Genomic DNA, 23,593 nt, shown 5'->3' with positions numbered 1-23,593 from the left:
GAGAAAAACTCGTCAGAACTTCCCTGCCCGCGAAATCGCGACGGCGTAACTCCCATCTGACCACGAAAAAAACGCGTGAAATGAGACTTGTAGCGTCGGGCGAGTCCTTGAAATAGCTCTTCCCCAATGAACAGAAAAAAGCCAATATTATGATCCAAAAAGTCAAAATAGGCGGTTAAAAAGCCGTCACATTTTGGGAAGAGGTCAAGAGCAGTATGGCAGACTTCAACATCTCTGGCGGCGGTGGTGCCACGTTCACGGATACTTCACCTGGTGGCGGTTTTGTTATTGATTTTGACTCTCTTGACAACAGCTTCAGCCTGCAGGTCAACGGTGTAAATCTGTTTGTCGGCGGTCCCGCTGGCGCGCCGAATGAACTTCAGTTCCAAGAAAATAGCACATTTGGTCAAACTGTTCGTTTCGATGACGGGGATCGATATGAATTCGATACGCCTGCTGTTTGGCAGCTTGGCAATACCAACGGCGAACCGGTCGTTCGATTGGTGGTTGAGCCGGACGGAACCATCGAACTCTTTGGCGTAAAAGCGAACAACGGTGCGCTGGTACCGTTGGAATTGTTCAACGGTATGACCGTTAACTCCGCGGCAATCGCAGCTGCTTGGAACGACTCCGGCTCAAACACCATTACGATTGACCAGTCCGTGACCGGCCCCACAAACGCCGACGGCGAGTTTGTGGATGTGTTGTGTTTCGCTTCGGGAACACTGATTGAAACACAACAAGGACCGGTTCCGATTGAGGACCTGCGGGCTGGAGATCAGGTTCTCACTCATGATCACGGATTGCGGCCCATACGCTGGATCGGATCGCGTAGTCTGAGTGGTGCAGAACTTGAGGCCCAACCGCGCCTTCGACCGATCCTTATCCGGGCGAATGCGCTAGGGGATGGATACCCAAAGCAGGATTTGGTGGTTTCCCAGCAGCACCGCATTCTGGTGTCATCCGCTGTGGCTATGCGAATGTTTGATTGCCAAGACGTCTTGATCCCGGCGAAAAAGCTGTTGCCTCTGAATGGCATAGACTATTCATCAAATACTGCAGAAAGTGTCGAGTATTTTCACATGCTTTTCGATCGGCATGAGCTTATTTGGTCGAACGGGGCATTGACGGAAAGCCTGTTTACCGGACCAGAGGCTCTTAGGACTGTGACTGCAGAAGCCCGGCAGGAAATCCAAGATTTATTTCCGGAATGTTGCGATCCGCAGTTCGAGGCGTTATCTGCGCGTTACATCCCCAAAAAGGGCAGGTATATGCGCAAATTGGTGGAACGGCACCAGGCAAACAACAAGCCGCTTTATAGCTAATCGTCCCTCATGTTCTCTTAGATAGCCTTAGCTTGAGACTCTAGCCAGTTGTCGAATTGTCACCGCTTGTACGGAGCAATTTCAATTCACTCAGCCCTGTTTCCAGGCGCGAATGACCTTTAGTGCAAAACGTTTCTCAAGTGCAAATTAGGTTCGGATTATCGCACTATAGATACCAATAAGAATGAAGCCTCTGCGCTATATCTGAAGTAGGGCTAAAAAGCCGCTATACGCCAATTAGCTAGGTTTGCGATCCGAACAGCTTTCAGTTGATTTGAGTGTGCCAGCAGACCAGATAGCATATAGAGAAATTAAAACAAAACAAAGTTAAACTATTGACTTAAAACACATTTTAGGCCTCTTCCGCTCACAGCGAACGCACCACGCATAATTACCTCTGATCCGGTCCGCAACTGGAATCGGAGGCACATAAATGCTGGATATAAGGAAACTGTTTCGCACTCAGCGAGCGCCAAGCGGATCGAAAACCCAACCTGTTTTAGGCAGGAGCCGCGTAGTAGCGGTGGCGGCTTTTGCGGGTCTATTGACTGCCGCGACCTCAGCCTATTCATGGGCGTTTGCCGATGGGCTGATGGTTGTTGGCAGCGATCGTGGCGGGTATCTGCATGACCGTTTGATCGAGATTGAAAATCTTCAGAAAAACGGAATAAAGGTCGAAATTCGGGGGCGCGTCTGCTTTTCAACCTGCACAATGTTCCTGGGACTTCCCGGAACTTGCGTGGATCCTGATACCACATTTGGATTCCACGGACCTTCGCGCAGCGGTCGTCGGCTTGCCCCGGCAGACTTTGACCATTTCAGTCAGGTCATGGCCGCATATTATCCCGAACCGCTCAAGACGTGGTTCATGGAAAAAGGGCGCAATCGGATCAACGGTGTCTACAGGGTCAAAGGCATAGAAATCATCAGATTGGGAATTCCTGCCTGCCAAGCGGCCTGAATGAAGCTTGCTTAGTCCGGCGCGCAAATGCTAGAGGCCTTGGGTCTTGACCACCGGCCCTTGAATTCAATGTTTAGCTGGTCGCCGTAGCCAATCAGGAGGCCCCCGTAACGTGCTGTCATCGCTGTTTCAACGTTTCGGGCGACGCGCCGTCTTTACTGCGCCGTTGCCGGATACACCGACTTGCGTAATTGGTGATGTGCACGGTTGCATAAGGCAGTTGGAGACTCTGTTGCCTCAGATTCCGGAGGATCATCGGGTTGTTTTGGTTGGGGACTACGTCGATCGCGGCGAAAACAGCGCAGACGTTCTGCGTTTGCTTCAGGGCCATCCGGATTTCATATGTCTCAAGGGAAACCACGAAGACATGATGTTGAACTTCCTGCGCGACCCCGAACAACATGGGCCGCGCTGGCTGCGTTATGGTGGTTTGCAGACATTGGCCTCATTTGGGGTGCGGAACGTGCGCGCCGAGATGACAGCTATTGAGTTGGTCGCCTGCCGGGACAATCTGCTGGTGAAGATGGGGCCAGAACTGGTTCAATGGATTACAGAACTGAGGACTAGTGACTATTCCGGAAACGTACTTGTGACGCATGCTGGTGCAAATCCGAATACGTCCCCCGATCAACAATCCGAAAAAACGCTGATGTGGGGTCATCCCGAGTTTCGGACAACCGACCGGCGTGACGGGGTTTGGGTTGTTTACGGGCACACAATTGTCGACCAACCGTCTGCGCAACGCGGGCGCATTGCCGTGGATACCGGAGCCTTTGCCACCGGCGTGCTGAGCGCGGTGTGTCTGGATAGGGCCGAACCTACCTTCATTAGCGCCCGCTCTTAGTGTGTTTCGCGCAGAAATGTGGTCGAAAACACTGAAAGCGCGCTATTTCGGGCCCTCGGCGGCGTTTGCGGTACAGAGCATCCTTTTTTCGGTCAAACCAAGGCAAGCCTTGTCAGGACATGACGGTTTCAATAGGAAAATTATGAACCGCGTCAAATTATTGAGCTTTTTATGTTGATCTGCCCAGTCCTTCTTTGCGGAGGCTCCGGTACGCGCCTCTGGCCTTTGTCCCGAAAGAGCTATCCGAAGCAATTCGTTCCGCTGGTCGGAGAAGAGACTCTGTTCCAGGCATCTGCCCGCCGGTTATCGGGAGCAAACGCAGAATTGGAGTTTGAGGCGCCAGTGGTTCTTACCAACTCAGACTTTCGGTTCATTGTTGCAGAACAGTTGCAGGCTATCGGCATTGATCCCGGTACGATCATGATCGAACCTGAGGGGCGCAATACGGCACCAGCGGTTCTTGCGGCGGCGCTACATGCGTACTCAAAGGATAAGGGCGCGGTATTGCTGGTTGCTCCGTCCGATCACGTTGTGCCGGATGCAGCGGAATTTCAGGCCGCGGTCGCCCGGGGGCTGGATGCTGTTGAGCAAGGCAAATTGGTGACGTTTGGCATCACCCCGACCCACGCCGAAACGGCGTATGGATATCTTGAACTTGCCGCTGTTCCGGGTGATGACGGTGCGCCTGTTCCGTTGAAGAAATTCGTCGAAAAGCCAGATCTGGCCCGAGCGACTGAAATGCTGGAAGCCGGGAACTACAAATGGAATGCGGGGATCTTCCTGTTCCGCGCAGCCGACATCATCGCAGCCTTCCGGGCCTATGCGCCCGATCTGATTGACCCGGTCAAGGAAGCGGTGGAAACCGCAGTGCCGGATCTGGGGTTCCTGCGTCTCAACCCCGAAAGCTGGGCGCGGGCCGATGACATTTCAATCGACTATGCGGTGATGGAAAAAGCCACGAACTTGTCGGTTGTTCCCTTTGGTGCTGCATGGTCGGATCTGGGCGGTTGGGATGCTGTCTGGCGTGAAAGCGGTCCGGATGCGCAAGGCGTAGTGACCAGTGACGGGGCAACGGCGATTGATTGCCAGAACACCCTGTTGCGGTCGGACAGCGAGCAGTTGGAAATCGTAGGTATCGGGCTGGACAACATCATCGCCGTCGCAATGAATGATGCGGTTTTGGTCGCTGATGCGTCGCGGGCGCAAGACGTCAAAAAAGCGGTCAGCGCGCTCAAGAAAAAAGGTGCGTCGCAGGCGACTGCGTTTCCGAAAGACCACCGCCCGTGGGGATGGTTCGAAAGCCTGGTATTCGGAGAGCGTTTTCAGGTGAAACGTATCTATGTCCACCCCGGGGCTTCGCTTAGCCTGCAAAGCCATTTTCACCGTTCCGAACACTGGATAGTCGTCGAGGGGACTGCCCTCGTGACAATCGATGATCGTGAGCAATTGGTGACCGAAAACCAGTCTGTCTATATCCCTCTAGGGGCGGTGCACCGGATGGAAAACCCAGGCACGGTCCCGATGGTCCTGATCGAGGTGCAAACCGGCACCTATCTGGGTGAAGACGATATTGTGCGCTATGAAGACAAATACGCGCGCGGACAGGGGGCCAAGGGTTGAACCGCGCCCGAGGTTTCAGTGTAATGTTGACTTGCAATTGTGCGGCAGGGATCACGTGTTCTGATGCGCTGTATTTCTTTGTTCAGGGCGCCTGATGGCGCAACGCGCGGTGCGCTTTCGGACCGTTAAACGGATGTACCTAACGTGCCGCTGACCGATACAGACAGCGAGACATGGACAATGACCAATAATCCATTCAGTAACCGAGCTTCCAGCTTGTCCGGCCCCGCGCGCGACATTGTTCCGGTTGTCACCTCGGACAGTTCGGACTTGGCCGAAGTGGCAATCGGTCTTTATGTCGAAGCCGGGGGCGCGGTTGTTCTAACTACGGTTCAGGGCGAAACCCGTACAGTTCAAGTGTCGGACTTTTCGATCCTGCCGGTGGGGACAACGCGCGTACACGCAACCGGCACCACGGCGTCCGGCATCCACGCGATGGTTCTGGCCTAGGCGCAGTCCAGCGCTTTAGTTGCTAACAACCGCTCTCCGCTGGTTGGAAAAATCGACGCTGTCGCTCCGTTATGGGCGGCAGGTCTTTTGACATCTGCGCTGAGTTCCGTTCATGCCAGAGTTGCCCCTTGCAGAACTGTATCGTCCAACAGACCGGCCAGTCCGGCATTGGGCTGTGAATTTCGGTCTTTGCTCAATAGGGTAGAGCAAGTGAAAACCGATTAGTCTGCGCCAAACAGATCTCGGGTAAACACCTTGTCCGCGACATCCTCAAGTTCGGGGCTGTGGCGGTTGGCGACGATCAAGTCAGCTTCGGACTTAAAGCTTTCGAGATCCCGGACCACACGGGAGCGGAAAAACTCATCTTCTTCCAGCGTGGGTTCATAAACAATGACTTCGACGCCTTTGGCTTTCAGTCGCTTCATGATGCCTTGAATGGAAGACTGTCGGAAATTGTCGCTGCCCGCCTTCATGACAAGTCGGTGTATTCCAACGACACGTGGCCCTCTCATCAGAATTCGATCGGACAAGAAATCCTTGCGCGTCCTGTTCGCATCCACGATGGCACGAATGAGGTTTTGCGGAACATGGTTGTAGTTAGCCAATAGCTGCTTGGTATCTTTTGGCAGGCAATAGCCACCATAGCCGAAGGATGGGTTATTGTAGTGCTTTCCAATCCGTGGATCCAGTGAGACACCCTCAATGATTTGACGGGTGTTCATGCCGCCGGCCATTGCGTAGCTGTCGAGCTCGTTGAAAAAGGCCACCCGCATGGCGAGATAGGTGTTGGAAAACAACTTAATCGCCTCAGCCTCATCCGGGCCGGTGAATAGGACGTCCACATCCTTGGTCACGGCACCTTCAAGCAAAAGCTCGGCAAATACCCGCGCCCGGTCCGATCGCTCGCCAACGATTACTCGAGAGGGATGTAGGTTGTCATAAAGTGCCCGCCCCTCGCGCAGGAACTCCGGCGAGAATATGAAGTTGTCGCTGCCCAGGTCGGCGCGCAGCGACTGAACGTACCCCACGGGAATTGTCGATTTGATGATGACGGTGGCATTGGGGTTGATCGCAATGATCTGTTTGGCGACAGCTTCGACACTAGACGTATCGAAGTAGTTGGTTTTTGGATCATAATTCGTCGGAGTTGCCACGATGACGTATTCAGCATCTTCGAAAGCCGGTTCTGTAGTGGCTTTAAGCGAAAGTGTTCGGTTGGTAAGAAAATCTTCCAGCTCGGCATCGACGATAGGGCATTGGCCGGAATTGACCATTTGCACCCGCTCTTCGGAAATGTCGATTGCCGTTACATTGTTGTTTTGTGCCAATAGCACCGCATTGGACAACCCTACATATCCAAGACCTACAACCGCAATCTTCATTTCATAGCCCTCATATTTGCAAGCCGGTGAGTACTCCACCTGCTTTATTGCTTATCGATTGTAAATGCGCATGTGTGTTTCACACGCTTTCATTCTGAAAATTCGTTTGTGCTTGCCCCGCTTGTTTCAGGCTTGAGCCATATGTGTGCCGGCCAGGAAGTTAGTTCCTAGTTGAGGCACGTTAATCACACTCGATTTCAAGTTTCCCCGTGATGCGAAAATGGAAAAAGCCAGTAAAACAACAAATTAGCGGCAATGCGGAAAATCTGACCAAATTTAAGGAATTCGGCGTTCTCAGGTTGAAGCTTGTATGATAACGGTCGGGCAACACTTGATTTAGGAGATTCAGGATGATCAGAGCGTTTCTTCTTACGCTGGTCCTTTCGGCTACCGCGGCATATGCGCAGGACGCAGGTGCCGCCGCTGCGACGCAATCGGGCGCGGGTACCGGAGGAGGCGCCGCTGCGGGTGGTGGTGCCGCTGCAGCTGCTGGCGTCACTGGATTTGTACCGCTGGTTGTCCCAGCTTTGGGCGCGGTTGCAGCAGCAGCTGGTATCGCAGCAGCTGCAGGCGGCGGCTCAACAAACAGCACAACAAGCACGACTGGCACCAACTAGAACCTGAACTGTTGGCTTAATTGAAAACAGCGCACCGCTTAAGTGCGCTGCTTTTTTTGGCTTGGACCAATAGTTCTCGTAGTATTCCAGGCATTGATCTGGCCCGGAACAAGGCCTCGCGAACGCTGACGATCCGTGTCGGACATACGTAAAGTTGCGGTTCTTTTCCCTTTTCAGTCTTACTTCATAGACGGCAACAGTCATATATCGACCGCGCGTCGCGCCGGGCAGATTGCCGATGTCCAAGGACGGCCAGAATAAGGAGGCTGTTTTTTACAATTGGCAGCCTCATTTTATGCCTGCAGTTTCTCCCATTTATCACGCTGAACTGTGTCACTTATGTGCAAAAGAACAAAAATGAACTCTATTCTTTACCCGGCAGTTGACTATTTCTTGAGTAGGTTACTAAGAGCTTAGGAATGACTTATCCCTCATTGCGTGTTTAACGATAGATAACGGTTAGGCTTTACAGTAAATATGTTTGATTCCAATTTTTCTGATCACGAGGCGTCTGGTTCGGCTGGTGAGCGGCGGATTTCTGGCCCTGTTTCGCGGTTGGTGTTTCATGGTTTCAAACGATCGTTTGATCTGTTGATCAGTACATTTTTCCTGCTGCCTCTGATGCTGTTGTGTGGTGGTGTTCTGTTGGTTTTGAACCCGTTCTGGAACAAGGGGCCGCTGTTTTTCTCGCAAGAGCGCATGGGCCGGAACTGCAAACCTTTCACGGCGTATAAGTTTCGCTCGATGCGCCCGGCCCAGAAGATCGAGCGCGGCGCAGATTGCCCGTTGGAAGAAGACAGGATCACGCCGCTGGGACGGTTCCTGCGCCGGAGCCGCCTGGATGAGTTGCCGCAAATCATTAATGTTTTCAAAGGGGAGATGAGCCTGATCGGGCCCCGCCCCGATTACATTGAACATGCACGCATGTACTTGGCGCAGGTCCCCGGATACCAGGAGCGTCACGACGTTCGCCCCGGCATCAGCGGATGGGCGCAGGTCGAGCTGGGCTATATTGAAGGGACAGATGCAACGCATCAAAAGGTTCAGGCCGATCTCTACTATATCGCCAATTCCAGCCTTGCGATGGATATGCGCGTTGTGTGGCGGACACTTGCTGTCATGGTGCGCCGCGGCGGGGCCTGATCAAGGACCTTGGTACCGGTGGACCCCCTCGCGCCCAACCGTGGCGGTCGCGAGCATGCCACAGTCAGCTTTGGGCGCGGCAATCGCCAATAAATCCCGTTTTTTGATCTGAATCAGGTCCGGATATCGCAACAGCAATATGAAGGTTTCCTGCAATTCACTCAATCTAAAGTAGAATTCAATTATTGCGATCTCCAATTAAATTACGTGTGGAATTGTATTTGCACCACAAACACAAAGGAAATAAGCCCTCGAGCAAATTGAGGCGGGACGTGGATTGGCGAAAGGTCTAGCCCGTCGTCCAAAAAGCGACATAACGACGTGAAGATTATTCGAGCGGTGACAATCAGGCGGAAGGCCCTCTTGGTCTTTATATGCGCCATTGTAACGGGCATGGCGCAGGCGCAGTCCGTATCGACCTATGGCACACCCGGGCTGATCGAGATTCCCACCGCCGAGATGTTCGATGATGGCACGCTTGTCTTTACCGCCGCAGGTCTCAGGAACACCGCTCGGGCAACGATGACGTTTCAGATGCTGCCCTGGGTGCATGGTAGCTTCCGTTATGCGGTGATTGACGGGTTTGATGGCACGAGCGGCACCCGATATGACCGCAGCTTTGACGTCCATTTCCGGTTGCGCGAAGAAAGCAGGCATGGCCCGGCCATCGTGATGGGGCTGCGCGATTTTGGCGGCACCGGCATCTATGCCGCGGAATATTTCGTGGCCACCAAGACCTTTCAGGACCGGTTCAAACTGACCGGCGGCATTGGATGGGGCCGCATGGCAGGGCGCGGTGCGTTCTCGAACCCGCTGGGGATATTCGGCAGCCGGTTCGACACCCGGCCCGCGTCAAACTCGAACGGCCAGGGGGGTGAGGTCGAATTCGGCAACTGGTTCCGCGGCGATGCGGCTTTGTTTGGCGGCGCCAGCTGGCAATATAATGACCGGCTGACCTTTCTGGCCGAGTATTCGCCCGACCTGTACACAGCGGAAGCCGTCAACGACAGTTTCCGGGTTAAATCACCCTTCAATTTTGGTGTCCAATACCAGTTCCGGAACGGTTCGCAGCTGACGGCCTCTTATCTCTATGGCACCTCGCTGGGGCTGACCTACAGCTATTTCGTCAATCCGCGCAAAGCGGTGACACCGGGCGGTCAGGGTGCCGCACCGCCGCCGTTGCTCCCTGAATCGCAGGTCGCCGCTGCGACAGCGAACAGCAGCAGTGGCGACATTCGGGCGCGGATGCAATCTGCCCTGGACCAGGAAGGGGTGCGGCTGGTCTATCTGTCAGACAGCGGCGACACTGTCCGCGTCGGGGTGGAGAACAACCGCTATGGGCAGGCCGCCCAGGCCCTCGGCCGCACCGCCCGCGTGCTGGCCAATACAGAACCGCCCCAGGCCGAACATTTCGACATTGCGCTGATGTCGAACGGCGTGCCGCTGAGCGCGGTGCGCGTCAACCGCGATGACCTCTATGAACTGGAGCATGACCCCGACAACGCCTGGCGCAGCTTTGCCCGGGCCGAGATCTCGGACACGTTGCCGTTGGTGCAGGGCGGTTTCCTCACCGATGCCTTTCCGCATTTTGCCTACCGGTTCGGTCCCTATCTGAACTTCTCGTTCTTTGATCCCGACGACCCGCTGCGTTACGAACTGGGTGCCGCGCTGGAGTTGGATTACACCGTGTCGCCGGGTCTGACCTTTTCGACCGGGATACGCCAGCCGATCCTCAGCACATTGGATGACAGCACCCGCGCCTCGGATTCGACCCTGCCGCATGTGCGCTCGGACTGGAACATCTATGCCCGCGAATCCAACCTGCGGATCGAACATATGACCGCCGAGTATATGTGGCGACCGGGCGAGGATCTTTATGCCCGCACCACGCTGGGCTATCTGGAAACCATGTTCGGCGGGCTTTCGACCGAACTGCTTTGGTATCCCAACAACAGCCGTCTGGCGCTCGGGGCCGAGGTCAACTATGTCGCCCAACGCGACTTTGACGTGCTGTTTGGTTTTCAGGATTACAACGTCTTCACCGGGCATGTCTCGGCCTATTACGATCTGCCGGGCGAGTATCACGCGCAGGTCGATGTCGGGCGCTATCTGGCCGGCGACTATGGGGCCACCTTCACGCTGGATCGCGAGTTCAACAACGGCTTCAAGGTGGGCGCGTTCTTTACCCTGACAAATGTCAGCTCGGAAGAGTTTGGCGAGGGTTCGTTCGACAAGGGTATCCGGCTGGAAATCCCGGTCTCGTGGTTTACCGGCCGCCCGTCGCGCAACAAGATCGCCCAGACCATCCGCCCCGTCCTGCGCGATGGCGGCGCGCGGCTGAACGTGCGCAACCGGTTGTATGGCGTGACCCGCGAGGCGCGCGCGCAGGATCTGTCGCGCGGCTGGGGGAGGTTCTGGCGATGAAGGTCCTGCGCAGCGCCCTGCTGGCCCTGGCCCTGATCTCCTGCGGCGAAGCACAGGAAGATGCCGACCTGTTAAAAAGCGCGCTGTTCCCAAACGCGCCCCGGTTCCATCCGCGCGCCGAAGTCCTTGGCGCGCGCCGCCCGATCCCGCCCCGGCTTGAGGTCGGGTTTCCCAGTCGCGATCTTGCCGGTGTCATGCTGCTTGAGACCGAGCGCGCAGGCGTACAGACCTGGCTGACCGCCGATGGGGCCACCATCACGCTGGAACGTGGCATGCTGACCTCGGCCCTGGGGTTTGGCGACGGCATGTCGGCGTCCGATGTACGCCAAAGCGCGGCGCGGATCCTGGGCGCCGGACCGGGCCGGGCCGAACGGTTCCACAGCTTTCTCGACGGCGATGACGAGGTCAACCTGCGGGCCTATGAATGTCGGATCGACACCCTGGGGCCCGAGACCGTCTTGCTGCGCGGAAACCCCGTCGCGACGGAAAAATGGCAGGAAGAATGCTTCGGGGTGGCGGATCGTTTTACCAACGTTTACTGGGTGCAAAACAGTTCAGGACGCATTGTTCAATCCTCACAATGGACCGGCAACTTCCTCGGCAACATGTTCATAAAGGATGTGCCCAATGACAGCTAAGACTACCAACAGCAGAGGACGTATCGTGCGCCATATTCCACTTCTCCTCAGTTCGCTGGCTCTGAGTGTTGTGATGGCCGGGTGTTCGACAATCTATCGCAGCCCGTCAGTCACCGCAGGCGTTTCAGACGCCGGTAAAGTCCGCGTTGTACCGGTCACGCCCGAGACCGTGCTGGTCGCCAACCGTTCGCCTTATTCGCCCAAGACCCTGCCAACGGTGTTCGGACTGTCCGCCGGATCCGGCTCCTCCACCAGCCTGCGCGGCACCGGCCCCCTGCCCGAGGCACCGTCCACCCAGGACGGGTCGCGTGCCGGGCTGCAGCTGGACCCGCCGCCGCAGGTCAATCCCGGCCCCTACACCATCGGCATCGGCGACGTGCTGGTGCTGTCGACCCCCTCGACCCAAGGCACCGCCGGAGAGCTGTCGGGCCTGCTGGCCGCACAGAACAGCCGCAACGGCTATACCGTGCAGGATGACGGCTCGATCAACATCCCCGATGTCGGCCGCGTCCGTCTGGTCGACCTGACCGTGGATGAGGCCGAGGCGCTGCTGTTCCAGCGCCTGGTGGAAAACCAGATCGACCCCACCTTCAGCCTGGAAATCGCCGAGTTCAACTCGCGCCGCGTCTCGGTCGGCGGCGCCGTCGGCCAGCCCGGCATCCAGCCCATCACCCTGACCCAGCTGACCCTGGGCGAGGCGCTGGCGGCCGCAGGATCAGTCTCGGTCAGCGATATCGACAATTCCTCGGTCCGCATCTACCGCGACGGGCAGATGTATCAGATCCCACTCGAAGACCTGTATTCGCGCACCGCATTGCAGAACCTCAGCCTGATCGCCGATGACTCGGTCTTTGTCGATACCGACTATGATCTGGACCGGGCCGAGCGCTTCTTTGCCCAGCAGATCGCGCTACGAGAAACCGTGCTGGAAGGCCGCCAGACCGCCCTGCAAGAGCTGAACACCGCCGTCAACCTGCGCCGCGCCGACCTGGACGAGCGCCGCAGCAACTACATCCAATCCATCGAGCTGGACGCGGTTGACCGCGACTATGTCTACCTGTCCGGCGAGGTGCGCACCCAGGGCCGATATGCCCTGCCGTTCAACCAAACCGCCACCCTGGCCGATGCCCTGTTCGACACCGGCGGCGGCATCGCCAAGGAAACCGGCGACGCATCCGAAGTCTACGTCCTGCGCGCCTCGCAGGACGCGCGAGAATTCGGCGCCGTAACCGCCTGGCACCTCGACATCCGAAACGCCGCACAACTCACCCTCGCCGCACAATTCCAGATGCGATCCAACGACATCATCTTCATCGCAGAAAACCCCGTCACAAAATGGGGAAGAACAATCAGCCAAATCACACCCTCAATAATAACAACTCCCATCAACGCGGCAGTGAACTGACAGTGGACAAGGTGTTTGCATATAGACTTCACGTCGCATCGAGGAATGCTGATGCTGGGTCGTTCGGGCTGAGCGATGGGCACCGGGGCACATCATACATCTGCAAAACGTAGACTGCGGAACCGGATCGTATGCCTATGATTTAGCCCACCAGATGCCGCAATAAAGAACCTGGCTCTGGCACCTGGTTGTCCTCATACATGAAAAGGATTAATTGAAGACCTTGGCTTGGAAGGATCGCTAAAGTCGGTGATTTTCTTTATTAGGATCGGTAAAACAACATGATAGATTTAAGTAAACTCCAGCCATTGCGACAAAGCCGCAACTACGAAATTTATCAGCATCCAATGGTTGAGTCCGCTCTACTGAAAGTCAGGATCGATGAACCCGTGCGCAATCACGCAATTCCTCGATATGCCGAGAGACGCTATGGCAACCTTCGTCAGTGGAACCGCGAAGCGAACGAATACTTGGCTGCGCTGACGCGAGGCTGTCCCGAGATTGAACGCCTTGCACAATTCATGGGATATGCTGCAACATCTCGCGGACCAGCATTGGTCGTAGAAAAGATGACCGGACCGGATGGCGATTTGGCGCCGACACTGGAGTCCGAACGGGCGGCGTTGGGCGATGACATGTCCGAGCGCAAAAAGTTGCACGGTGAATTCATGAAGCTCATGGACGACCTTGAGCGCGGCCGGATTATCGTGGGTGACCTGAGCTTTGATAACATTGTAAGGGCACAAGAGCGCAATGGAGAACTGGTCGTAATTGATGGCTTAGGTGAAAGGGTTTTGTTTCCGCTGACGCTGGTTTCCGACCTGGCATTCCGCAACTCTATCAAGCGTCGCAGGACACGTATGGGCCGGGCATTTGGTCTGGGCTAAAACAAGCGTAGATGACAGTGGCGTCTATTCGGCCGCGGTTTATTAGCCACCTGCTGAATAGACGTTTTCCAAGCCGCATCAAACAAAGACTTGTTGAAACCAATCAATTCGGCTGACCAAACGTTCAAGCCCTTGCGGCGTTAATCAAATCAAAGAATTTTTTTCGAACCTGGCCGAGCTTGCGATCATTGTAACTGCGAAGCCACCTTCTCAGTGGAATGACCTGCTTTGACCCAAAACTGTCAATCCAAACCCATCGCCCAGATCCATTGGGCCTGGTTTGATAGACAAGATTGCCTGTGTTCTTGTTGCTAATGATGACTCGTTCGTCGGACAGTTGGTCGAAGTGCTTATTTAGATCATTCAAGTGCTGAGGCGTCAGACGATCTTCGGCGATCAATTGACCCAGACTTGGTGAAAGCTGCCCATCCGGATCAGAAATGCGTTCATACACCAAAGCCAGACCCTTGTCTGTCGGTGCGGTGCCGAAAACCCTACAGACAGGCATGGACTCTGGGCTGTCCTGATGGCGGACCATCAGAAAAAAGGCTTCGTCAAACTCACGCATAAAACCCTTGAAAGCGGTCGCTCGGCGAAACGCCCGGTCATACCACTTGTCGGTTACAAGCCTAGAACCAGCAACCATCGTATGCGGCTGCGGAATCTTTAACAGTAACCCCTTGTCAAAGGGGTGTTCATACACGAATTGCCTGTTTCCCTTCGCTATGACGGGACTATTTCCAAGTTCGAGCAGATTGGGGGTTTGTTGGCAGTTCATTTTTTCTGTCTAAGTGGATTCCAGACCAAAGCAAGTCGATAATTCGCCGTTGACTATGTTTCGTTGTCCGCTGAAAGCGACTTGGACCATTACGCTTGAATTACAACTGCTCAGACGCGCTTATCTTTAGTGTTACCGTGAACCAATGGAGTCACTGCTGTATTCATCGTGTGCCATTGATTTCAGTTCAGGGATCTAGGCCTCGACCACGCCGATGATCCGGTCGATCAACGCCACGGCTTGCGCCCGGCCCTAGGGTTGCGAAAACAGCTCTGGCAGGTTTTCCACCGCGCTCTCACGGTTCAGTGTTGCGAAAAGCGAGTGTTCACGAAGCGGAGTCTGTCAGTGTTCAACCGGCAGGCCTGAAAAGGGCAAGCCCTGGGCAAAGTCTTGCGATCACCAATTCACTGTCTCAGAGCGATAGGTGTGGTTGCTGGTCTCCAGCAGGATCAATATCCGTAAAACTGCCCCAGCCAGTTCGTTATGAATATTGCAAAGTTCCCGACGAACGCACAGATCTCGCCATCATTTCATGGGATCAATTGCCTAGACAAATCTTTCTGCGCATAAGAACCTGTGCCCAAACATAAACAGGGAGAAGATTGATGAAACTGATTACTGGCTCAGCTCTGGCCTTGCTTTTCTCAACAACCTCGGTGCTGGCTGCGGGCGACGGGACCTGCGCCAATGGTAAGACCCTCACAGAGGGCACCCTAACAATTGCGACAGGTAATCCGGCCTACTATCCTTGGGTTATGAATGACGCGCCCGAAAGCGGCGAAGGGTTCGAAGCCGCCGTTGCTTATGCCATCGCCGAGAAAATGGGTTTCGGCCAGGACAATGTCACTTGGGTCCGCACCAGTTTTGACGAGGCGATTCAGCCTGGCGCGAAGAACTTTGATTTTAACATGCAGCAATACTCGATTACCCCAGAGCGGGAGGAAATGGTTGACTTCAGCCTGCCATACTACACCTCGGCCATGGCAGTGCTGACCACGCAGAACGTTGTTGATTCCGGTGCCGAAGCGACGTTGGACGGCCTCAAGGCTTTGAAATGGGGGGCTGTTGCCACGACAACTGCAATCCCGATGCTCAACGATGTGATCCAGCCTTCGGGCGAACCGCTGCTTTACAACGACAATGCCGATGTAAACGCTGCCATCATGGCAGGTCAGATTGATGCGGCACTCTATGACTTGCCAACGGCTCTCTACCTGTCGGCGGTCGTGGTCGAAAACGGTGCGCTATTGGGCCAGTTCCCTCCGGGACAATCCGAAAGCCCAGACCAGTTTGGCCTATTGATGGAAGAAGGAAACGCGTTGAAGGAGTGCGTCAACGCCGCCATCACAGAGTTGACCGAAAGCGGCGAGCTTGCGGCGATAGAAGCGAAATGGCTGGCTGAGGCTACGGGCGTTCCGGTCATCGAGTAGATGGAAGAAACGTCATTGCAAGAAGACTCGGTTAAGCACTCTGCCAAGACGCCCACACGTCGCGAAATTTATGAAGCCGAAGTAAGGCGACGCTCAAATCGCATCGCGCTGATCTCAACGGTCAGCGTGGTTCTCTCCATCGTAGTCCTAGTCCCGCTCGCCCCAGGGTGGGAGGCCGTACAGCGCTCGTTCTTCAACGGCAGGGTCTTTGCCGAAACGTTTCCCGGATTGCTCGAAGCCTTTCTTATGAACGTGATGATTTTCGCTTGGTCTGCGCCGCTGATCGCGATCACAGGCCTTGCCATCGCGCTGTGTCGGGACACGCGTACGCCTGCGCTTTTCCCGCTGCGGCTATTCGGCATTGCCTATACTGACATTTTTCGCGGCTTGCCGGTTGTTCTTGTCATCTACATCATCGGATTTGGCGTGCCCGGCTTGGGCCTGCCAAGGCCTTGGAACAGCCCTTATATCTGGGGCACGCTGGCTCTGGTTCTGGTCTATTCGGCCTATGTGGCCGAGGTTATCCGCTCGGGTATTGACTCAATCCACCAGTCGCAACGATCCGCCGCGGCCTCGCTAGGGTTGAGCAATCAGGACACCATGCGCTTTGTTGTCCTGCCGCAGGCCATTCGAAACGTCGTTCCCGCCAATATGAACCTGTTCATTGCCTTGCAGAAGGACGTGGCGCTTTTGTCCTTTATTGGCCCGGTTGAGGTCTTCAGACAGGCAGGCGTATATAAGTCGCTCTATGCCAATTTCACACCTTATGTGGGTGCCGCGCTGATCTTTCTGGCATTGACCATACCTGCTACGCGATATGCGGATTACCTTATGAACAAGCAGAACAGGGCGCGCACATGACGGCGAAGTTATCCTTACGTGGGGTGCGCAAGCGGTTCGATGATCACGAAGTATGCAAAGGCATTGATCTGGATGTGGCTGAGGGCGAGATGGTGTGCCTGATCGGCGCTTCAGGCTCTGGCAAGTCCACACTTCTGCGTTGCATGAACCTTCTTGAACCTGTCGACGATGGGACGATATGGCTGGACGGGAAGGACATTTCTGAGCCGGGGCTGGACCCCCAACCCGTGCGTCAGCAAATCGGCATCGTTTTCCAGAGCTATAACCTCTTTCCTCATATGACAGCTGCAGAGAATGTAATGCTGGCCCCTCGTCGCGTTCGTGGGCTGAGCAGAGAAGACCTGCGCCCGCGTGTGACCCGGCTTTTCACACGTTTTGGACTAGGCAACCGGATGGAGCACTATCCAGACCAACTTTCAGGCGGTCAGCAACAGCGCGTCGCAATCATTCGTGCATTGGCGATGGAGCCGCAGATCATGCTGTTCGACGAAATTACAAGCGCGCTGGACCCTGAGCTGGTTGGCGAGGTTTTGGATGTGCTGAGGGACTTGCGAAAGCAGGGCATGACCATGGTGCTTGCCACCCACGAAATGGGTTTCGCACGGGAATTGGCAGACAAAGTGTGTTTCCTCGATGCCGGCCGCATCTTGGAACAAGGCCCGCCCGAGGTGCTTTTTTCCCAACCACGCGAACCGCGCACTAAGGCCTTCCTGTCGCGCGTGTTGTGATATCGAATGGTCTTGCGGAGGCATGTAAAGGGAACATGTTCAGTGTGGTAGCCGCAGACCAATTCGATTTTCACCTGCGTTTCCACCCCAAGTCTAACGCGTGGTAGGTGGCAACACCTATCTGAATTAATCAGTCCTTATCGCTGCGCCGCGAAGGTAAAGCAACTATTGGGGACTTCGGTTTCAAAACCCTGGTAGAAACAGTTTCGCGCTTGTTTTCTGGTTCCACGATGCCGCGGCCGGTGACCGCAAGCAACGCGACACCGACATGCGGTTTTATCGGCACCGGTCATTGCCCCTAGTTGCTGTAATAATTGTTGGCGTAGCTGCCGTATGAATAGCCATAGTGTTTGGCACTGCGCGCGTTGATCTGGCCCAGAACAAGACCAGTCAGGCGCTGGTTGTCGGTGTGGAACAGCCGCATGGCCTCGGTAACATCTTGTTCCGAGGTAGCGTTCCACTTAACCGTCAGCAACACCGCATCTGCATTTCGCGCAATCAGGCGAGCGTCAGATACCAACAGCGTCGGCGGCGTATCGATCAAAATGATGTCGTAAATCTTACGCATCTCCTCCAGAAAGAGCCGGAACCGTTCCGAAGCGATTAAGTCCGCTGCATTCGCCGAAGTCTTCTCGCCTGCCAATACGTCGCAACCCAACAGGGGATCATTAAAGATCGCCTCTTGCGCACTTACATCACCTGCCAGAACCGAAACGATCCCCTTCTTCGGCGCCGCCTTTAACTGCGCAGTCATGGTCAGGCGGCGGATGTCACCTTCAACCAGCAGCACCTTTTTGCCGATGCCGACAAAGTTCTGTGCCAGTGCCATCGAATTTGTCGTCTTGCCTTCCTCTGGCAACGAAGATGTCATCACAACAACCTGCGGAGGACGGTCAACATTGGACAACATCAGCGACGTGCGTAAGTTGCGCACTGCCTCAGCAGTGGCGGAAGAAGGCTTGCTGACCAGATATTCCAGAACATTGCGGCGCCCGCGCACGGGGAATACCGGGATTTGACCCAAAACACTGTATCCGGTCTTACGTTCCAGCTCGTGCGCCGAGCGATAGCCCTTGCGCCTTGTCTCGTTCAGCAAAACAATGGCGGCACCGAGAACAACGCCAATAATGGCTGAGAAAGCAAGGATCAGTGATTTCTGCGGTTCCGAAGGATCGCTGGGGACCACGGCGCGGGACAGTTGACGGCTGTCCGCTTTCTGAATTCCTTCCTGCGCTGCGGTCTCTTTCAGGCGTGCCAGGAAATATTCATACAGCAACCGGACCGCTTCTGCCTCGCGTCCCAGCTGCTGCAGCATGATCAAGTCAGCATTTTGTAGCGCGATACGTTCGCCCAGCTCTTTAGATGATTGCGTCAAAGCCTGAACTTGCTGGGTCGCGCGCCTAACTTCTAGTTCTGAGCGCGCAAGCAGGCGCGCAAAAGCGGAATCGAAGGCGGCTTCACCTGTGTTGGATTCGTTGATCTGCGAGAATAAACGTTTCAACTGCGGGTCTTGACTGGCTTCGACCTGGGCAGCACGGGTATCAGCGGAATCAAGTGCTTCATACCGCGCCTGAGCAGTATCTCGACTAGCTTCAGCCGAGATGCGGCGTTCGCGAATATCCTTAAGCTGAACTTCCTGCAGCTGAAGCGCCTCGGGCGAGATCAACGCTGTCGTTGCATTGAATTCATTGAACTGCCCTTCGGCAGTTTCCAACTCAACCTGCAACTCAGCCACACGCTCAGTCAGCCACGCGGTGGCCTGTTCGGTGGCTTCGAATTTCACTTCGATTTGGTTCAGGACGTAAAGCTCGACAATAGTGTCTGCTATCAAGGCTGATTTGCGCGCCCGTTCGGTCTCGACCGTGACCGTGAAGACCAAACTTTGCCGCACGTTGCTCACTGAAACCTTTCGGAGCAAGGCCGAAATCACACCGTCCCGAGTTTGCTGCTCGGCCAGATCCGCATGGATCTGTTCACGCCCATCTCCGAGCCCCATAACGGATTTGATAAACTGCTTTACCGCGTCTAGCGCAGATACTGGTTGAAGCGCGGTGTTAAACTCGGGGTCCGATACAAGATCCAGCTTGTCTACAACCTTGCCCATCAGGCCACGCGATTGAAGAACTTGAAGTTCTGAATTGACCTCAACCGTGTCTCCGGCCAATCCGCCCACTACACTTTGCAGATCAACAACGCTGGCTTGTTCGGTTTCCAAAATGACAACTGCCGTGGACCGGTACAGCGGAACAGAGGCTATAAAAGCGTAGTACGCGCCGCACACAATTGCAGCTGCTGCGCAAAGGACGATAATCCACTTGTCGCGCCAAAAAATGCCCGACAATTCACCAAGGTTGATCGTTTTTTCTTCCGACGTGTCACTTATCGGGGAACGGCCGGATATACCCACCGCATCGTGTATCGGAGTCTGCTTCATTTCGAGCTAAAAGTCCCTGATGTCAAATGTTCGCAAAGCGCGCGCGTTTTCGCTCTCTATATCTCTGCGAAGCATAAATAAAGGTGCCAAAACGCTTTACATCCCACCCTTACAAACATGGCTGAAACTGACGTCTGGGGGATGCAGAATTTAGGCTTCTCGTCCTTCAACAGAGGGCGCAAGGATCATAGTGCAGCCGTCCAAACCCTGTAACGTCCCTGCCCTGTTACCTCTCGGATCAAACCCCGGCTCATGAAGCGGTCGATATTGCGTTGCACCGCAGCACGAGAGGCTTGCGTCAAGTCTTCGGCAAGTGGTGCAGACACCATGGGCCATGCGGTCAGCGCGTCAATCAAACGCGGTGGTGTGCGTCCGCTCAAGTCATTTGTCGCCTCGCGGGCGCGCTGATCCCAGGCACTGACACGGTCCAGATGCAACAAGGCGGCCAGGATCGCCTGCCCCGCCCCCCTGATCCAGGCCGATAGTTTTTCCTGCGGCTCACCAACACCGCGTAGCGCACCCGGACCCGATAGCGCCAGCGGCATGAAGAACGCCCCACCTCGGCCCATCGACGCGGCATGACGGGCCGCAATGATCGCGGCTTCGGTGTCCTGGCCTACGCCTTCCGACAGGGCGCGCCAGGCGTGAAAGCCAATAGCGGCTTGTGTAACAGGATGCAGGCCTTCCGCGTTTTGCATAACCTCGGCCAGATCGGCGATAGCCTCTGGCGTCTCTTCGATGCCTTGTGCCATGCGATCTAGAAATGCAGTCAGGCCATTGGCCCAGCCGCCCTCGGCCGGTCCGGGCCCAGAAGTCAGGCGGCGCACGGCCCAGCCTGCCCGGAACATAGCCTGGACATCATCGCCGGTCGCACCGATCCGCAACCCGACCCAGAGAGCAAGCCGGTCGACACCAATTCGATCCCCGGTCCACCAGCCCAAATCCGACACATCCATCAGCGCCAGTCGATGTCCCCACCCGTTCGGCCCTGCACGCAAACGTTCGTCCAGCGCTCCGAACGTGACTGCCAGTTCGGCTAATTCACAAGACAACTCGGCCTGCGCCGCGCGCCAATCCCTTGGATCGAACAACAGGCGACGATCAACCACCGGACCAGGCGGCAAAAATTCGTCCGACGCCATACCTTCATCCGGTGGGAGGAACCAAAGATCATCATCCTCGGGCGGGTCGGTATCATAGATGCTGGGTGGGCCGACTGAATCGTCGTCCTCGTCCGGGTCCGGCATCACAGGTTTAATTGTCATGACCGCTATATTTCGGACATTTCGCGGGGTTCACAAGACGTATTCCGCCCTGACCCCGGTCAACCCGCGAATGTTGTGGTCAGAATGTCCAGTTGCGGCTCCAGATCGGTCTGTTCACTGCTGCCGATCAGCATATAGCCGTATCCATCTTGCGCCCATGTCGCTGTCGCGACGCCACTTATCGCCGCAAGTTTGACATCCTTCGCCGGAGCGCCCTCGCCCTGCCGGATCACGCAAAACGCCAAAGGCTGACCCTGACTGTCCGCAAAAACGACCTGAATCAGAGGTTTTCCTTTAAACGACAAAACCTGAGCGCGTTTCAACTCCAACCCGGGCAAAGCCTCAAGCGCGCCCTGGTTCAGAGACCGGCCGAGCTGTGCTTCGGCCTGTGCGAACTGCGCATCAAGCGCACCTCGAGAATTGTCCAGCGATGCAATCGTGTCGGGCGAATAAAGCGACTGATAGATCGCCGCCTGCTCGGCCCATCCCATTGGCTCGGGGCGTGTGGCCCAGAATGTTGCAGATACAGCCACGACAGCCACTGACGCCGCAACTGCCATCATTCGCCAAAGACCGCCCGAGGTATTGGCCGTATCAACCGGGGCCGTTTCCGGCAATTCGATCTGCGGCGCATCAGTAGGAATATTTTCGAACACCGACTGAACCACCGGTGCCAGCGGGTCCAGCGTCATCAGGCGCTGTTCCAGCGCAAGATCGGTTTCAATCGCCGCTTCGATTGCGGCGGCATCGGCCGCATCCGCATTGCCTTCCAGATACGCCTTTAGCGTTTCGTCGGAAAACTTCATTTGCCACTCCGTCGAACGGCGTCTGCCGCATCATGCTGCATCACGTTTTTCAGTTTCTGCCGGGCGTTGGACAGCCGGCTCATGATAGTCCCGATTGGCACTTCCAGCAACGCGGCGGCTTCGCGGTAGCTGTATCCTTCAACGAACACAAGCATAACTGTCTCCCGCTGCGCTTCTGGCAACTGCATCACTTGTGTAAACACCTCAGCGGCGAAAATATTCGTTTCTGAATCCGGTCCAGCCGAAATTAATTCGGCTTCTGGTGTAACGGACAGCGCCTGCGCTTTACGCACCGAACGTGCCCGAACCTCATTCAGCCAGATGGAACGGCAGATCGTCATCAGCCAACTGTCCAGCCGGTCATACGATGTGACCTGATGATGACGCTCCAACGCGCGCAAACACGTCGATTGCAATAAATCATCGGCAACATCCGACGCCCCCGAAAGTGCAAGACCAAACCGCCAGACCCGTTTGGAATGCGTCTGGATTGCGCCGCGCACGGCCTGTTCGGAGGAAATATCGGGACTCATCGAATAAATCGCGACCTGTGTGTGTTTGTCATTCACGGACCGGGCCCGCGAGGTCAGGACTGACATAACCCGAGGAGGAAAGAAATGAAACTTCTGTTGAAGGCAGTCACGATTGCGTCGGCAATTGTTGCAACCCCGGTTCTGGCGCAAACTTGGACGCTGGACCCTGAAGGCTCGCATCTGGCCTATGGTTCGATCAAAAAAGACACCGTGGGTGAGGTAAACTCTTTCACAGGTCTCTCCGGTCAGGTTGGACCCGACGGGAAAGCCGATATTGAAATTGACCTGTCATCGGTGGAAACCAATATCGACATTCGCAATGAACGGATGATCGAATACGTGTTCCAAAAAGCGGGTACAGCATCACTGACGGCACAGTTCGACATGGCAGAGCTATCGGCCCTGAGCGTTGGCAAAACCACGACCGTCGACGTCGAAGCGATGCTTTCGCTGGCAGGCGCAGATGTTGAATTCGATGCCGAGATGTTTGCGGCGCGCCTGTCTGAAACTGCAGTCATGGTTTCAACAAATGACATGGTGTTCATAAGCACAAAGGACGCAGGCGTGGATGCAGGCATAGACAAGCTGATGGAGTTGGCCGACCTGCCGGGTATCACCCGGACCGTACCTGTCACAGCACGCCTGATTTTCAATCTGGACGACAAAAAAGCCGAAGCTGAACCCGCTGCTGCGGTAGCAACCGCAGCCGTTTCCGTTGAGGGTGATGTCAAAGCTGGCAAGAAAGTCTTTCGCAAATGCAGTGCATGCCACAAGCTGGACGAAGACCGTCATACAGTGGGGCCGTCGCTTTACGGCATCATCGGTGCCACGGCTGGTCAGGCCGAAGGATTTAGGTTCTCAAAACAACTGCAAGAGTCCGGTATCGTCTGGACACCGGAAACCCTGACCACCTTTTTGGCGGATCCTAAGGGCACAGTTCCAGGCAACAAGATGCAATTTCGCGGCTTGAAAAAAGAAGCCGATATCTTGAATGTCATTGCCTATTTGCAAGCCGAAACACAGGGATGAACCTGATCCCCGAGCAAAAGCGGGTTCCCTTTA

General features: G+C 55.5%; 21 protein-coding genes. 15 read left to right on the top strand and 6 right to left on the bottom strand.

Annotated features, from left to right (window positions below):
* Positions 1 to 215 precede the first annotated feature (215 nt).
* From ACR0AK_RS18925 to ACR0AK_RS18905, 5 genes are all read left to right on the top strand, one after another.
* On the top strand, positions 216 to 1,325 hold the full coding sequence (locus ACR0AK_RS18925; RefSeq protein ID WP_480794517.1) for a Hint domain-containing protein: 1,110 nt from the start codon (positions 216 to 218) through the stop codon (positions 1,323 to 1,325).
* A gap of 433 nt (positions 1,326 to 1,758) precedes the next feature.
* On the top strand, positions 1,759 to 2,286 hold the full coding sequence (locus ACR0AK_RS18920) for a hypothetical protein (RefSeq protein WP_480794516.1): 528 nt from the start codon (positions 1,759 to 1,761) through the stop codon (positions 2,284 to 2,286).
* A gap of 112 nt (positions 2,287 to 2,398) precedes the next feature.
* Positions 2,399 to 3,130, top strand: coding sequence for a metallophosphoesterase family protein (locus ACR0AK_RS18915; protein WP_480794515.1), 732 nt, complete (start codon positions 2,399 to 2,401; stop codon positions 3,128 to 3,130).
* A 171-nt stretch (positions 3,131 to 3,301) separates the two neighbouring features.
* Positions 3,302 to 4,750 carry a mannose-1-phosphate guanylyltransferase/mannose-6-phosphate isomerase gene (locus ACR0AK_RS18910; RefSeq protein WP_480794514.1) on the top strand — a complete coding sequence of 483 codons (1,449 nt, stop codon included), beginning with the start codon at positions 3,302 to 3,304 and terminating at the stop codon, positions 4,748 to 4,750.
* Positions 4,751 to 4,930: 180 nt separating this feature from the next.
* Complete coding sequence (locus ACR0AK_RS18905) at positions 4,931 to 5,200, top strand: spike base protein, RCAP_Rcc01079 family (RefSeq protein ID WP_170566459.1); 270 nt, start codon at positions 4,931 to 4,933, stop codon at positions 5,198 to 5,200.
* 221 nt (positions 5,201 to 5,421) lie between these two features.
* On the opposite strand, the gene ACR0AK_RS18900 is transcribed toward ACR0AK_RS18905, so the two are convergent.
* Complete coding sequence (locus ACR0AK_RS18900) at positions 5,422 to 6,582, bottom strand: nucleotide sugar dehydrogenase (protein ID WP_480794513.1); 1,161 nt, start codon at positions 6,580 to 6,582, stop codon at positions 5,422 to 5,424.
* A gap of 350 nt (positions 6,583 to 6,932) precedes the next feature.
* On the opposite strand from ACR0AK_RS18900, the gene ACR0AK_RS18895 reads away from it, so the two are divergent.
* The 6 genes from ACR0AK_RS18895 to ACR0AK_RS18870 all read left to right on the top strand — a co-directional run bounded on the left by ACR0AK_RS18895 (position 6,933) and on the right by ACR0AK_RS18870 (position 13,696).
* Positions 6,933 to 7,199: a hypothetical protein gene (locus tag ACR0AK_RS18895; protein ID WP_480794512.1), complete on the top strand. Its 267-nt coding sequence runs from the start codon at positions 6,933 to 6,935 to the stop codon at positions 7,197 to 7,199.
* Between the two features lie 477 nt (positions 7,200 to 7,676).
* Positions 7,677 to 8,342 (top strand): sugar transferase, encoded by a 666-nt coding sequence (locus ACR0AK_RS18890; protein ID WP_480793816.1) that lies wholly within the window; start codon positions 7,677 to 7,679, stop codon positions 8,340 to 8,342.
* A 363-nt stretch (positions 8,343 to 8,705) separates the two neighbouring features.
* On the top strand, positions 8,706 to 10,766 hold the full coding sequence (locus tag ACR0AK_RS18885) for a YjbH domain-containing protein (protein ID WP_480793815.1): 2,061 nt from the start codon (positions 8,706 to 8,708) through the stop codon (positions 10,764 to 10,766).
* Entirely contained in the window at positions 10,763 to 11,404 is a 642-nt protein-coding gene (locus ACR0AK_RS18880) for a YjbF family lipoprotein (RefSeq protein ID WP_480793814.1), read from the top strand. The genes ACR0AK_RS18885 and ACR0AK_RS18880 overlap by 4 nt, the downstream gene beginning before the upstream one ends.
* Positions 11,394 to 12,809: a polysaccharide biosynthesis/export family protein gene (locus ACR0AK_RS18875; RefSeq protein ID WP_480793813.1), complete on the top strand. Its 1,416-nt coding sequence runs from the start codon at positions 11,394 to 11,396 to the stop codon at positions 12,807 to 12,809. Before ACR0AK_RS18880 ends, ACR0AK_RS18875 begins: the two co-directional genes overlap by 11 nt.
* Before the next feature lie 281 nt (positions 12,810 to 13,090).
* Complete coding sequence (locus ACR0AK_RS18870; RefSeq protein WP_480794511.1) at positions 13,091 to 13,696, top strand: YrbL family protein; 606 nt, start codon at positions 13,091 to 13,093, stop codon at positions 13,694 to 13,696.
* Positions 13,697 to 13,820: 124 nt separating this feature from the next.
* On the opposite strand, the gene ACR0AK_RS18865 is transcribed toward ACR0AK_RS18870, so the two are convergent.
* Positions 13,821 to 14,474, bottom strand: coding sequence for a YrbL family protein (locus ACR0AK_RS18865; protein WP_170560742.1), 654 nt, complete (start codon positions 14,472 to 14,474; stop codon positions 13,821 to 13,823).
* A 602-nt stretch (positions 14,475 to 15,076) separates the two neighbouring features.
* Between ACR0AK_RS18865 and ACR0AK_RS18860 the strand changes: the two genes are divergently transcribed.
* The 3 genes from ACR0AK_RS18860 to ACR0AK_RS18850 are packed head-to-tail and all read left to right on the top strand — an operon-like array spanning position 15,077 to position 17,493.
* The gene (locus tag ACR0AK_RS18860) at positions 15,077 to 15,904 is read left to right on the top strand and encodes an ABC transporter substrate-binding protein (protein WP_480794510.1); all 828 of its coding nucleotides are present in this window, start codon (positions 15,077 to 15,079) and stop codon (positions 15,902 to 15,904) included.
* The gene (locus tag ACR0AK_RS18855) at positions 15,905 to 16,765 is read left to right on the top strand and encodes an amino acid ABC transporter permease (RefSeq protein ID WP_170560740.1); all 861 of its coding nucleotides are present in this window, start codon (positions 15,905 to 15,907) and stop codon (positions 16,763 to 16,765) included.
* Positions 16,762 to 17,493, top strand: a complete 732-nt coding sequence (locus ACR0AK_RS18850) for an amino acid ABC transporter ATP-binding protein (RefSeq protein ID WP_170560739.1) — start codon at positions 16,762 to 16,764, stop codon at positions 17,491 to 17,493. Before ACR0AK_RS18855 ends, ACR0AK_RS18850 begins: the two co-directional genes overlap by 4 nt.
* A 298-nt stretch (positions 17,494 to 17,791) precedes the next feature.
* Here the strand turns inward: ACR0AK_RS18850 and ACR0AK_RS18845 are convergent, their stop codons facing one another.
* From ACR0AK_RS18845 to ACR0AK_RS18830, 4 genes are all read right to left on the bottom strand, one after another.
* Positions 17,792 to 19,927, bottom strand: coding sequence for a GumC family protein (locus ACR0AK_RS18845; RefSeq protein ID WP_480794509.1), 2,136 nt, complete (start codon positions 19,925 to 19,927; stop codon positions 17,792 to 17,794).
* Between the two features lie 185 nt (positions 19,928 to 20,112).
* Complete coding sequence (locus ACR0AK_RS18840) at positions 20,113 to 21,192, bottom strand: helix-turn-helix domain-containing protein (protein WP_480794508.1); 1,080 nt, start codon at positions 21,190 to 21,192, stop codon at positions 20,113 to 20,115.
* A gap of 59 nt (positions 21,193 to 21,251) precedes the next feature.
* Complete coding sequence (locus tag ACR0AK_RS18835; RefSeq protein WP_480794507.1) at positions 21,252 to 21,998, bottom strand: anti-sigma factor; 747 nt, start codon at positions 21,996 to 21,998, stop codon at positions 21,252 to 21,254.
* On the bottom strand, positions 21,995 to 22,567 hold the full coding sequence (locus ACR0AK_RS18830) for an RNA polymerase sigma factor (protein ID WP_368040277.1): 573 nt from the start codon (positions 22,565 to 22,567) through the stop codon (positions 21,995 to 21,997). Before ACR0AK_RS18830 ends, ACR0AK_RS18835 begins: the two co-directional genes overlap by 4 nt.
* A 48-nt stretch (positions 22,568 to 22,615) precedes the next feature.
* Between ACR0AK_RS18830 and ACR0AK_RS18825 the strand changes: the two genes are divergently transcribed.
* Positions 22,616 to 23,560 carry a c-type cytochrome gene (locus ACR0AK_RS18825; protein ID WP_480794506.1) on the top strand — a complete coding sequence of 315 codons (945 nt, stop codon included), beginning with the start codon at positions 22,616 to 22,618 and terminating at the stop codon, positions 23,558 to 23,560.
* Positions 23,561 to 23,593: the final 33 nt, after the last annotated feature.

The sequence above is a fragment of the Ruegeria sp. BI12 genome, from assembly GCF_056537985.1.
Note: the sequence above shows the minus strand (reverse complement) of the source record. Positions and strands in the feature narration are given on the sequence as shown.

What these genes read in the sequence shown, in the direction of transcription:
- ACR0AK_RS18840 (WP_480794508.1), bottom strand. Translation starts at nt 21,192, where the DNA reads ATGACAATTAAACCTGTGATGCCGGACCCGGACGAGGACGACGATTCA.
- ACR0AK_RS18890 (WP_480793816.1), top strand. Translation starts at nt 7,677, where the DNA reads ATGTTTGATTCCAATTTTTCTGATCACGAGGCGTCTGGTTCGGCTGGT.
- ACR0AK_RS18850 (WP_170560739.1), top strand. Translation starts at nt 16,762, where the DNA reads ATGACGGCGAAGTTATCCTTACGTGGGGTGCGCAAGCGGTTCGATGAT.
- ACR0AK_RS18870 (WP_480794511.1), top strand. Translation starts at nt 13,091, where the DNA reads ATGATAGATTTAAGTAAACTCCAGCCATTGCGACAAAGCCGCAACTAC.
- ACR0AK_RS18905 (WP_170566459.1), top strand. Translation starts at nt 4,931, where the DNA reads ATGACCAATAATCCATTCAGTAACCGAGCTTCCAGCTTGTCCGGCCCC.
- ACR0AK_RS18910 (WP_480794514.1), top strand. Translation starts at nt 3,302, where the DNA reads ATGTTGATCTGCCCAGTCCTTCTTTGCGGAGGCTCCGGTACGCGCCTC.
- ACR0AK_RS18845 (WP_480794509.1), bottom strand. Translation starts at nt 19,927, where the DNA reads ATGAAGCAGACTCCGATACACGATGCGGTGGGTATATCCGGCCGTTCC.
- ACR0AK_RS18825 (WP_480794506.1), top strand. Translation starts at nt 22,616, where the DNA reads ATGAAACTTCTGTTGAAGGCAGTCACGATTGCGTCGGCAATTGTTGCA.
- ACR0AK_RS18880 (WP_480793814.1), top strand. Translation starts at nt 10,763, where the DNA reads ATGAAGGTCCTGCGCAGCGCCCTGCTGGCCCTGGCCCTGATCTCCTGC.
- ACR0AK_RS18835 (WP_480794507.1), bottom strand. Translation starts at nt 21,998, where the DNA reads ATGAAGTTTTCCGACGAAACGCTAAAGGCGTATCTGGAAGGCAATGCG.
- ACR0AK_RS18920 (WP_480794516.1), top strand. Translation starts at nt 1,759, where the DNA reads ATGCTGGATATAAGGAAACTGTTTCGCACTCAGCGAGCGCCAAGCGGA.
- ACR0AK_RS18925 (WP_480794517.1), top strand. Translation starts at nt 216, where the DNA reads ATGGCAGACTTCAACATCTCTGGCGGCGGTGGTGCCACGTTCACGGAT.
- ACR0AK_RS18900 (WP_480794513.1), bottom strand. Translation starts at nt 6,582, where the DNA reads ATGAAGATTGCGGTTGTAGGTCTTGGATATGTAGGGTTGTCCAATGCG.
- ACR0AK_RS18875 (WP_480793813.1), top strand. Translation starts at nt 11,394, where the DNA reads ATGACAGCTAAGACTACCAACAGCAGAGGACGTATCGTGCGCCATATT.
- ACR0AK_RS18895 (WP_480794512.1), top strand. Translation starts at nt 6,933, where the DNA reads ATGATCAGAGCGTTTCTTCTTACGCTGGTCCTTTCGGCTACCGCGGCA.
- ACR0AK_RS18865 (WP_170560742.1), bottom strand. Translation starts at nt 14,474, where the DNA reads ATGAACTGCCAACAAACCCCCAATCTGCTCGAACTTGGAAATAGTCCC.
- ACR0AK_RS18855 (WP_170560740.1), top strand. Translation starts at nt 15,905, where the DNA reads ATGGAAGAAACGTCATTGCAAGAAGACTCGGTTAAGCACTCTGCCAAG.